The organism is Phenylobacterium sp., from assembly GCF_030645195.1.
GTDB lineage: Bacteria > Pseudomonadota > Alphaproteobacteria > Caulobacterales > Caulobacteraceae > Phenylobacterium.
This window is the reverse complement of record NZ_JAUSLW010000026.1, coordinates 1-11,341: the sequence shown is the minus strand read 5'-3', so window position 1 is coordinate 11,341 and position 11,341 is coordinate 1. Positions and strand designations below refer to the sequence as shown.

The 11,341-nt window shown below is 67.5% G+C and carries 10 protein-coding genes; all 10 read right to left on the bottom strand.

Annotation, left to right across the window (positions count from 1 at the left end):
• A partial coding sequence (locus Q7T09_RS02240) for a CAP domain-containing protein (protein WP_304697340.1) occupies nt 1-489 on the bottom strand: 489 nt, incomplete at its 3' end.
• Between the two features lie 186 nt (nt 490-675).
• Nucleotides 676-2,832 carry a polyribonucleotide nucleotidyltransferase gene (gene pnp / locus Q7T09_RS02235; protein ID WP_304697339.1) on the bottom strand — a complete coding sequence of 719 codons (2,157 nt, stop codon included), beginning with the start codon at nt 2,830-2,832 and terminating at the stop codon, nt 676-678.
• Nucleotides 2,833-3,080: 248 nt separating this feature from the next.
• A complete protein-coding gene (gene rpsO, locus Q7T09_RS02230) occupies nt 3,081-3,350 on the bottom strand; it encodes a 30S ribosomal protein S15 (RefSeq protein WP_304697338.1) in 270 nt (89 codons plus the stop codon).
• 3 nt (nt 3,351-3,353) lie between these two features.
• Complete coding sequence (gene truB / locus Q7T09_RS02225) at nt 3,354-4,298, bottom strand: tRNA pseudouridine(55) synthase TruB (RefSeq protein ID WP_304697337.1); 945 nt, start codon at nt 4,296-4,298, stop codon at nt 3,354-3,356.
• 8 nt (nt 4,299-4,306) lie between these two features.
• Entirely contained in the window at nt 4,307-4,741 is a 435-nt protein-coding gene (gene rbfA, locus Q7T09_RS02220; RefSeq protein WP_304697341.1) for a 30S ribosome-binding factor RbfA, read from the bottom strand.
• Between the two features lie 74 nt (nt 4,742-4,815).
• Nucleotides 4,816-5,610, bottom strand: a complete 795-nt coding sequence (locus Q7T09_RS02215; RefSeq protein WP_304697336.1) for a dienelactone hydrolase family protein — start codon at nt 5,608-5,610, stop codon at nt 4,816-4,818.
• A gap of 34 nt (nt 5,611-5,644) precedes the next feature.
• Entirely contained in the window at nt 5,645-6,151 is a 507-nt protein-coding gene (locus tag Q7T09_RS02210; RefSeq protein ID WP_304697335.1) for a DUF2939 domain-containing protein, read from the bottom strand.
• 267 nt (nt 6,152-6,418) lie between these two features.
• Complete coding sequence (gene infB, locus Q7T09_RS02205) at nt 6,419-9,469, bottom strand: translation initiation factor IF-2 (protein WP_304697334.1); 3,051 nt, start codon at nt 9,467-9,469, stop codon at nt 6,419-6,421.
• Nucleotides 9,470-9,554: 85 nt separating this feature from the next.
• Complete coding sequence (locus Q7T09_RS02200) at nt 9,555-10,193, bottom strand: RNA-binding protein (RefSeq protein WP_304697333.1); 639 nt, start codon at nt 10,191-10,193, stop codon at nt 9,555-9,557.
• 8 nt (nt 10,194-10,201) lie between these two features.
• A partial coding sequence (locus Q7T09_RS02195) for a transcription termination/antitermination protein NusA (RefSeq protein ID WP_304697332.1) occupies nt 10,202-11,341 on the bottom strand: 1,140 nt, incomplete at its 5' end.

Sequence of the window (11,341 nt, the reverse complement as noted above, 5' to 3'; positions counted from 1 at the left end):
CGTCACGACCAGGCTGTTGTAGCCACCGAAACTTCCGGCGGTTGCACCCACGCCAATTTCCTTGAAGCCTTCTTTCATCGTGGATGTGCGATGGGCGGCACTCAGAAACAGATTCTTGTGCAATGTCAAAACATAGGCATTGACGTCAATTGCTGCGGAAGAGCCGGCCCATGCGAGATTTTCGCCCCACATCGAGGGTGAGCCAGAAAAATTGTACCCCGCCGCCGCCATGCGCTGGCCCGCGGTATTGTTGCCGGGACCTGCATGCTGGAATAGTCCCGTGCTCAACATCCATGCCGTATGGCCATCGGCTGAGTCGTTGAGAAGTTCGTTGAAAGTCAAAACCTGCTTCTGCGCCGTGCTGATGGTGCCCGCAGTAAGGCCCGCGTTCAGATCAATGCCATAACGCACCGCCTCGCCCAAGGGATCAAGGCGGGCCCGGTTGATCAGTTCAAGAAACAGTTGCTCTTGGGCCGTAGGCGTTGCCATCGTGATACCTTTTGGATGTGCAATTTTGTATGGCCCAATCAGTATCACTGCGTATTTTCGATAGGTTTAACCTGTTCCCTCCGATTTTAGCGAAACGCTGCCGGCAAGCTCCCGATCATGGTTAGCAAACAAATAAAAAGGCGCGGGAGATGTCCCCCGCGCCTTCAGAATTTGAAACGTATGAGCTTATGAAGCGTCGGCTTCTTCTGCCGGTGCGGCTTCAGCCTGCTGCTTTGACAAGTCTTCGCCGGTCACCTGGTCAACCTGCTTCATGGAAAGGCGAACTTTGCCACGGTTATCAAACCCTAAAAGCTTGACCTTCACGGCGTCGCCCTCGTTAACCACGTCGGAGACTTTATTCACGCGCTTCTGCGCAAGTTCCGAAACGTGAACCAGGCCATCCTTCGCGCCGAAGAAATTGACGAATGCGCCGAAGTCCACGACCTTGACGATCTTGCCGTCATAGATCTCGCCAACTTCCGGTTCCGACACGATTGACTTGATCCACTTCATGGCAGCCGTAATGGCGGCGCCCGAAGAGGATGCAACCTTCACCGTGCCGTCATCCTGGATGTCGATCTTGGCGCCGGTCTTTTCCACGATCTCGCGGATGACCTTGCCGCCCGACCCGATCACTTCGCGGATCTTGTCGACCGGGACCTTCATGGTCTCGATCTTCGGGGCGAACTCGCCGAGTTCCTGACGCGGGGCTTCCATGGCCTTGGCCATCTCGGCCAGGATGTGCTTGCGGCCACCCTTCGCCTGCTCCAGGGCCTGCTTCATGATCGCTTCGGTGATGCCGGCGATCTTGATGTCCATCTGCAGGGAGGTGATGCCGTCCTCGGTGCCGGCGACCTTGAAGTCCATGTCGCCGAGGTGGTCTTCGTCACCCAGGATGTCCGACAGGACCGCGAAGCCGTCACTCTCGAGGATCAGGCCCATGGCGATGCCGGAGACCGGCTTCTTCAGGGGCACGCCCGCATCCATCAGGGCCAGGGAGGAGCCGCAGACCGAGGCCATCGAGGACGAGCCGTTGGACTCGGTGATCTCGGAGACCAGGCGGATGGTGTAGGGGAAGTCTTCCTGGCTGGGCAGCATCGGCCGGATGGCGCGCCAGGCGAGCTTGCCGTGGCCGACTTCGCGGCGACCGGGCGCGCCCATGCGGCCGGTTTCCCCCACCGAGAAGGGGGGGAAGTTATAGTGCAGCATGAACTTCTCGTAGTACTTGCCTTCCAGGGCGTCGATCAGCTGCTCGTCGTCGCCGGTGCCCAGGGTGGCCACGACCAGGGCCTGGGTCTCGCCGCGGGTGAACAGGGCCGAACCGTGGGCGCGGGACAGGACGCCCACTTCCGAGACGATCTGGCGAACCTTGTCGACGGTGCGGCCGTCGATGCGGATGCCGGTGTCGAGGATGTTGCGACGCACCACGTCGGCTTCCAGCTCCTTGAACACGCCGGCGAGCTTGTCGGGGGCGTAGCCCGTGGGGTTGGCGTCGGACTTGCCGAACTTCTCGGTGGCCTTGGCCTTGGCCTTGGCGACCGCGTCCTGGCGCTGGCCCTTGGCGACGATCTTGTAGGCCGCGGCGAGATCCTTGCCGATCAGCTTCTTCACCTCGGCCTTGATGGCGTCGGTGTCGTCGGGGGCGAAGTCGAAGGGCTCCTTGGCGGAGTGCTCGGCCAGTTCGATGATCGCCTCGATCACCGGCTGGATGCCGGCGTGGGCGAACATGACGCCCTTCAGGACCTCATCCTCGCTGAGCTCCTGGATCTCGGATTCCACCATCATGACGGCTTCGTTGGTCGAGGCCACCACGAGGTCCATCTTGCTTTCCTTCATCTCGTCGAGAGTCGGGTTCAGGATGTACTCGCCGTTCACGTAGCCCACGCGGGCCGCGCCGATCGGGCCCATGAAGGGGGCGCCGGAGATCACCAGGGCGGCGGAAGCCGCCACCAGGGCGACGATGTCGGGATCGTTTTCCAGGTCGTGGGCCAGGACGGTGCAGACCACCTGGACTTCGTTCTTGAAGCCCTTGACGAACAGCGGGCGGATCGGACGGTCGATCAGGCGCGAGGTCAGGGTTTCCTTCTGCGAGGGCGCGCCCTCGCGGCGGGGGAAGGAGCCGGGGATCTTGCCCGCGGCGTAGAACTTCTCCTGGTAGTTCACGGTCAGGGGGAAGAAGTCCTGACCGGGCTTGGCGCTCTTGGCGAACACCGCGGTGGCCAGCACCATGGTCTCGCCGTAGGTGGCGAGAACGGCGCCGTCGGCCTGGCGGGCCATGCGGCCGGTTTCCAGGGTCAGCGTCTTGCCGCCCCACTCGATGGTCTTGCGTTTGATATCGAACATTTTGCTTCTTTCTCATCCCGCGGGCGTATTCCCGGCGGGGGCGGACAGGGCGTCGGGCTCCCGAAATCCTCTCCAGTCAAACAGGCGGGGTGAGGATTACTATGGAACCCTCGGCGTGTTCGGGCGCCCACCGAAAGGGGCGGCCCATCGCCGCTTTTGATCCCCCGGCCTGTCGCGGAGGAAGCGGCGCAATGGAATAGAGCCTGATACGCAAAGCCCCCGCTCTCGCGGGGGCTGGACTTGAGGTCCTAGCGGCGCAGACCCAGCTTCTCGATGATGGCCTGATAGCGTCCGATGTCGGTCGACTTCAGGTGATCGAGAAGGCGGCGGCGCTGGGACACCATCTTGAGCAGGCCCCGGCGCGAGTGGTTGTCTTTCTTGTGCATCTTGAAGTGCTCGGTCAGGTTCGCGATCCGCTCGGTGAGGATCGAGACCTGCACTTCAGCGCCACCCGTGTCAGCCTCGGAGCGGCCATGGGTTTTGATAAGCTCGGCTTTACGTTCAATCGTAATCGACATCGGTCAGTCTCCGCTCTTTGTCAGATGAAAGACTCGCGACGGCTCGAGCTTGCCGGCGCGCATCTCGCAGAGGGCGACCATCATCCCCTCCGACAGCACTGAAACGGTTCGAGAACCCAGCGTGAGCCGAGCTTTCAGGGCTTCAACCTGTCGGGGAACGAGAAGGATGGACCGTCCCTGCTTAAGGCTGAAGGCGTCTTCGGCGGTCACGGCCAGCTCCGGGATGTCGTCCAGGGCGGTCTCGACCGGAAGCAAGGCCTCCAGATGGCCGGGCTTATGCCCCAAATCCTCAAGCAATTCCAGTGTTATCGCCCGCTCCTCAGAGAAGGGCCCGACCCGGGTGCGGCGCAGGGCGCTGACATGGGCGCAGGCCCCCAGCATCTGCGCCAGGTCGCGGACGATGGCGCGGACATAGGTGCCCTTGCCGCAGGTGACCTCGATCTCGACGTGATCGGCGTCGGGGGCGTCGGTGACCCGGGCCGAATGGATGGTGACGGGGCGGGCCTTGAGCTCCACCTCGTGGCCGGCGCGGGCCAGGTCGTAGGCCCGCTCGCCGTCCACCTTGATGGCCGAGAAGATCGGCGGGATCTGGGAGATCTCGCCCACGAAGGCCGGCAGCTTCTCCTCCACCTGCGCCACCGTCGGCCGCACGTCGGAGGTCGCCGTGGTGGCGCCCTCGCGGTCGAAGCTGGCGGTGGTGCGGCCCCACTCGATGACGAAGCGGTAGGTCTTGTCGGCGTCCATCAGGAAGGGGACGGTCTTGGTGGCTTCGCCCAGGGCGATGGGCAGGATGCCGGTGGCCAGGGGATCCAGCGTGCCGGCATGTCCCGCCTTCTGGGCGTTGAACAGCCGCCGCACGCGGCCGACCGCGCTGGTGGAGGTCAGGTCATAGGGCTTGTCGAGGCAGATCCAGCCGGAGACTGGATCGCCCTTCTTGCGTCGCGCCATGGGGGAGATCAGTCCTCGTCGGAGTCGGGGGCGGACGCGATGTCCTGGGCGACCTTGGGGTCCTCGAACAGCGCGTTCATGCGGCTGGCCTGGTTGAAGGTCTCGTCGTGGATGAACTTCAGGTCCGGCGTGAACTTCATGTCGATGGAGCGGCCGAGAAGCCCGCGCAGGAACTTGGCGTGGCGGTTCAGGGCGTCGACCACCACCGAGGCCTTGCCGCCGCCGAGCGGCTCGACGAAGCAGACGGCGTGGCGCAGGTCCGGGCTCAACCGCACCTGGGTGATCGTCACCGAGACGCCGGCGAGGTCCGGATCCAGGATCTCATGGTCGCGCATCACCTCGACGAGGGCGTGGCGGGTGAGTTCGCCGGCGCGCAGCTGGCGCTGGCTGGGGCCGGAATGCTTCCCGGCGGAATGACGTTTCATATCGCTGAACCTTCGCAGGCCTGGCCCGCGGATCGGACGCGGGTCTCAGGCAAGCGGCGGCTTCTAGTGGGATGGACGGAGGAAGTCCAGCCTTACGCCCCGGTGCGTTCCTTGAAGAAGGCGATCACCCGCTGTTCGGCGGCCTTGGTGGGGCCGCTCTCGGCGAGATTCACCGTCAGCACCGAGTGGGCGTGCTTCAGGGGGCCGGGGGCGGCGTCCTTGGGGTCGATCTCGATGGCTTCGAACTTGTCGCCGAACTCTCGCTTGTAGGTGTCGAAGCGGGCGTCGGGGACGAAGGGGTCGCCGTAGAAGCGCAGGCCGATCATGGAGAGGCCCTCCTGCGCGAACCGCGAGCGGGCGCAGGCGATCTCCTGCGGCGAGGCGCCGATCCCGGCCGCGCGCCTGGGGTTGCTCGATCCCAACGGCAGGGAGGGCTGGGAGACCACCGGCGCCACGACGCTGGGCTCGGTCATCATGGACAGCGCGAAGCCGCCGGTGAAGCACATGCCCACGGCCCCCACCCCCTTGCCGCCGCAGTCGGCGTGGGCCTTGCGGGCCAGCGCCCGGAGCCAGTCGACGATGGGGCTGGACTTGTCGGTGGCCCAGACATTGAACTCGCGGCGGATGCAGATGCCGCCCAGCATGGTAGCCGCCCCCAGGGGGTGGGTCGCCGGACGGCCGGCGACGCCGAAGAGGTTGGGGCAATAGACGCTCATGCCGGCCGCGGCGACCTGATCGGCGAACCGCACCACCAGGGGATGGAGGCCCGGCATCTCGTGGATGACGATGACGGCAGGGCCCGAGCCGCGCCTGTAGACGTCGCGGGTCCAGCGCCCGTCATCGAACTGGAACTTCTCGTAGGCGCTGAGCGCGGCCTCGTAGCCCATGGCGTCCCCCCGCTTTTCGGGGAGCGTAACCCGGTTACAGCTTGATGCGCAGGGTCGAAATATCGCCCTCGAAGCCCGAGAGTTTCCAGACCCCCTCCTCCCGCGTGAAGATCAGGATGCAGGGGCCGTCCTTGGTCCGGGTGGCGCAGACCCGGCCATCGTCCATGGCCTTCAGCGAGCCGGCGATGGCGATCCGGTTGGGAAGGGGCTGGCCGGCCTTGTAGCCGTAGGACTCGGCGACCTTGTGGAAGACCCGGGGCTGGACCAGGGCGTCGCCGGCGATGTCAGCGATGGCCGGCGCCAGGATGGCCCCCAGGGCCTGCCAGCTCTTGTCCACCTTGGGGCTCTTGGCCTCGGCGGTCAGGCGGGCGGAAATCTCCTGCTTCAGGGCGTCGCGATCGACATGGGCGTCGAAGGTCGCCTGGTCCTCGTCGCGGATGGAGACCAGCAGGGTGTGGACATCCCCAGCCGCGTCCAGGCGCTGGGCCGAGGCGCAGGCGGTCAGGGACAGCAGCAGGGCGGTCACCAGAAAGATGCGCATGGTCTACTCCGTTCAGGCCCGCCGTCGAATGCGCGGAAAATGGGGCGTCTTGATGGCCTTGGCGAGGGGCTAGACCCTGACCGTTTCAGATGGACTCATCTGAAACGGTCAGGGTCTAGATTCAAAACATCAGAGCACGTCGGGCGGCGGAACCGGTATCCACTTCCGCCTGACGTGCTCTATCGCGCGACGCCGGCGGACATCAAAAGAGCCTCCCCGTTTCCAGGGAGGCTCTCATGAAGTTCAGCCCAGGCCAACCGGCCGGGTCTAGAGGCTGCGCTTGACCTCTTCGAGGGTGAAGCACTCGATGGTGTCGCCCTCCTTGATGTCCTGGAAGCCCTGGAAGAACATGCCGCATTCCTGACCGGCGTTGACCTCGTTGACCTCGTCCTTGAAGCGCTTGAGCGTCTGCAGGGTGCCGAGTTCGAGGACGACGATGTCGTTGCGGATGATCCGGACGCGGGCGCCCTTGCGGACCGTGCCTTCGGTGCCCCGGCAACCGGCGACCCGTCCGACCTTGGTGATATCGAAGACCTGGAGGACCTCGGCGTTGCCGATGAAGGTTTCGCGCTGTTCCGGCGCCAGCATGCCCGAGAGCACGCCCTTGATGTCGTCGATGAGGTCGTAGATCACCGCGTAGTAGCGGATCTCGACGCCTTCGCGCTCGGCCAGTTGGCGGGCCTGGCTGGAGGCGCGGACGTTGAAGCCGAGGATGGGCGAATTGGCCCCCTTGGCCAGCATGACGTCGCTCTCGCTGATGGCGCCGGCGCCCGACAGGATGATCCGCGCGCGGACCTCGTCGGTGCCGAGCTTGTCCAGCGAGCCCACGATGGCTTCCGCCGAGCCCTGGACGTCGGCCTTGATGATGACCGGCAGCTCGGAGATCTTCTTGTCCTGCAGCTTGGCCATGAAGTCGGCCATGGTGACGCCGCCGGCGACCGGCGAGCCGGCCTTTTCACGCTTCACGCGGGTGCGGTAGGCGGTCAGCTCGCGGGCGCGGGCCTCGTTCTCCACCACCGCGAAAGGCTCGCCCGGCGACGGCGTGCCGTCCAGGCCGAGGATTTCCACCGGCACCGAGGGGCCAGCTTCGTCGAGCTGTTCGTCGCGCTCGTTGAACAGGGCGCGGACGCGGCCGAAGTTGGAACCGGCCACGACGATATCGCCGCGCTTCAGGGTGCCGCGCTTGACCAGGACGGTGGAGACCGCGCCGCGGCCCCGATCCAGCTTGGCCTCGATGACGGTGCCGTCGGCGGTGCGGTCGGGATTGGCCTTCAGGTCCATGACCTCGGCCTGCAGCAGGATCCCCTCGATCAGTTCGTCGAGGCCGAGCTTCTGGGTGGCCGAGACCTGGATGGCCTGGGTTTCGCCGCCCAGGCTCTCCACGACGATCTCGTGCTGCAGCAGCTCGTTGATCACCCGTTGCGGATCGGCGCCGGGCTTGTCGATCTTGTTGATGGCCACGATGATCGGCGCGCCGGACGCCCGGGCGTGGTGGATGGCCTCGATGGTCTGGGGCATGACGCCGTCGTCGGCGGCCACCACGAGGACCACGATGTCGGTGACGTCGGCGCCGCGAGCCCGCATCGCCGAGAAGGCGGCGTGGCCAGGGGTGTCCAGGAAGGTGACGGACTGGCCGTTCTCCAGGCGCACTTGATAGGCGCCGATGTGCTGAGTGATGCCGCCATGCTCGCCCTTGGCCACGTCGGCCGAGCGCAGGGCGTCCAGCAGCGAGGTCTTGCCGTGGTCGACGTGACCCATGACCGCCACGACCGGAGGACGGGACACCAGGTGATCGTCGAGATCTTCGTCGCCGATGAAGCCCTCTTCGACGTCGGCTTCCGACACGCGGCGGACGGTGTGGCCGAATTCGGTGGCCACCAGCTCGGCGGTGTCGTTGTCGATGACGTCGTTGATCTTCAGCATCACGCCCTGACGCATCAGGAACTTGATGATCTCCACGCCGCGGGTCGCCATCCGGTTGGCGAGCTCGGCCACGGTGATGACGTCGGGAATGATGACTTCGCGCGCGGCGCGGGCGGCTTCCTGGCCGCCGCCCTTGCGCTTCTCGCGTTCACGCTCGCGGGCCCGGCGAACCGAGGCCAGGGAACGCATGCGTTCGACGGCGCTCTCGTCATCCCCGGCCACGGCCTGGATGGTGAGACGGCCCTCGCGGCGCTGCTGAGCGCCCTTGACGCGGGAGATGGCCTTGGTGGGAGCCGCGCCGGCCTTGCGGCGCGTATCCTCGTCATCGTCGCGGCGGGCGACGACGTCGCCGCCGGGCCGCGGGGCCTGGCGGGCGGCGCGCTGAATCTCAGGCGTGGCGGGCGGAGCGTTCGGGGTCGGACGGCCGGCGCCGGGACGGGCGCCGCCGGGACGAGCCCCGTCACGGGGCGCGGCCGGACGCGGCGCGAGCGCCGAATAGCGGACGGTGTCGGCGCCGGCGGCAGGCGCCGCGGGACGGGCGCCGCGATCGGCCTGGGGACGGTCGCCGCCCGGACGGGCGGCCGCCGCGGGGCGGTCGGTCTGGGGACGGTCCTGGCCGGGACGCGGGGCGCGCTGGCCGAAACTGGTGTTCTCGAACCGGCCCGGCGCCCGCTCGGGGCGATAGGTGGTGGTGGACGGCCGGTCGTCGCGGCGCTCGCGGGACGGCTCATAGGTGCGGGTCTGACCCGGTTGAGCGGCGGCCGGGGGACGCGGGGCGGCGGGAGCCGGGGCCGAAGCCACGGGCGCCTGGACCGGAGCGGCCGGGGCGGGGGTCGGCGCCACGGGCGCGACGGGCGCGACCGGAGCCGCCGCGACCGGCGCTGGGGGTGCGGCCGGGGGTGCGACAGGCGCTGCGGCGGCCGGAGCTTCCGGCGCCGGGGTCGGCGCGGCGGCGACAGGCGCGGCCTCCACCGGCTTGGCCGCGGCGACGGCCTGGGCGGCGGCCTCGGCGCGAGCCCGGTCCTCGCGGGCCTTCTGCTCGGCGGCCTGGCGGGCCTGATGTTCGCGGGCCAGCTCGATGGCCCGCTGACGGGCGCGCTGTTCCTCGGCCGACAGGTTGCCGTCGGAGGCAGGACCGGAGGGGCGCGGGGCCGACGGCGCCGGCGGGGTAAAGACCCGCTTCTCGGCGGGGGAAGGCGCGGCCAGGTTGCCCGGAGGGGCGGTGTGGGTGCGGGCGCGCTTGGTCTCGACGACCACGGTCTTGGACCGGCCGTGGCTGAAGCTTTGCTTCACCGTACCCGCGCTCACCGACCCTGCGACGCCACGCGGCTTCAGGGTGAGAGGTGTGCGTCCGCCAGGGGCGGGGGGTCGGCCGTTGTCGTTCTCGTCGCTCATGCGCTCGCTTTACATACCGGTCGGGCGTTCCGACCACGTTCAATAGCTTTAGGCGCGCGGAACGAGGTTCGTTCCGCCCGCCTCTTCAGGGCTCCTCGCGCCAACTCTCGGGAAGGAGCGGGCGGAAGCCAGATAAACGGTGGACATCGAATGTCCACTGATCGGCGCCGCGCCCCGCAAGGAAGGCGGTGTGTATCACATTCTCTCCACCCAAGGCCAAACCCAATTCCTCATTGGAATAGAGTCCGAGAAGCTTGGGCGCCCGCGGTGACTTGCGGGCCACATTGAGGATCTTGCGGCGACCGTCCGCCGCGCCGTCGGCGGCCTCGATAACCCAGGCCGCGCGGCCGGCGTTCAGCGCGGCGGCGACCTTCTCATAACCAGAGATAAGATCGCCGGCCCGCTTGGCAAGACCAAGACCGTCCAGGACCCGGCGGCGCAGCAGGACGTCCACCTGGTCGGCGAGGTCGGGGCTGGCGATCAGCTTGGCCTTGGCCGAGCGGGAGAACAGCCCCTTCTTCGCCGCGGTCTCCACCGAGGCGCGGTCGGCGGCCACCCACATCCCCCGGCCCGGGAGCTTGCGCGCCAGGTCCGGGACCACGACCCCGCCCGGACCCGCAACGAAGCGGATCAGGCGGTCCTCGGCCATCACCTCACCCGTGACGATGTCGCGACGCTCGCGCGCGACCTGCGCCAGGGTCTTTGGGGCGGACGAGACGGTCACGCTGAGGCTTACGCCTCCTCGCTGTCGGCAGGGGTCGCTTCGGCGGCCGCGTCTTCGGCGGGGGCTTCCACGGCGGCGGCGGCCCTGGCGGCCGAGGCGGCGGCCTGGGACGCGGCGGTGCCGAACACCTGCTCTTCTTCCGTCAGCTCCACCGGAGCGGCTTCCTCGACCTCGGGCTCAGGCGGGGCCTCGATCCAGCCCATGGCGACCCGGGCCCGCATGATCAGGGCCTCGGCGTCGGCGGCGTCCAGGCTGAAGGCCTCCAGGATGCCCGGCTCGCGGACCCGCTCGCCGTCCTTGCTCTCGAACCAGCCGCGCAGGTCGTCGGGGATCAGGCCGGCCAGGTCCTCGACGGTCTTCACGTCGCCGGCGCCCAGGGCCACGGCCACGGGCAGGGTGACGCCCTCGACCTCCAGTAGGGCGTCCTCGACACCGTATTCGCGGCGCTTGGCGTCCAGTTCGGCGGCTTCCTTCTCCAGGAAGTCGCGGGCGCGGGCCTGGATTTCCTCGGCGGTGTCCTCGTCGAAGCCCTCGATGGCCGCGACTTCGGCGTTCTCGACATAGGCGACGTCTTCCACCGTGGCGAAGCCCTCGGTGACCAGCAGCTGGGCGATGACCTCGTCGACGTCCAGGGCCTCCTGGAACAGGGCCGTGCGCTCGGTGAACTCGCGCTGGCGGCGCTCGCTCTCCTGGCTCTCGGTCATGATGTCGATCTGCCAGCCGGTCAGCTGGCTGGCGAGGCGGACGTTCTGGCCGCGGCGGCCGATGGCCAGCGACAGTTGTTCATCGGGGACGACGACCTCGACGCGTTCGTCCTCCTCGTCCATCACCACCTTGGAGACTTCGGCCGGGGCCAGGGCGTTGACGATGAAGGTCGCCTCGTCCGGGCTCCACTGGATGATGTCGATCTTCTCGCCCTGCAGTTCGGCGACGACCGCCTGCACCCGGCTGCCGCGCATGCCGACGCAGGCGCCGACGGGGTCGATGGAGCTGTCATTGGAGACCACGGCCATCTTGGCGCGGCTGCCCGGGTCGCGGGCCACGGCGCGGATCTCGATGACGCCGTCGTAGACTTCCGGCACTTCCTGCGCGAACAGCTTGGCCATGAAGCCGCCGTGGGCGCGGCTGAGCATGATCTGCGGGCCCTT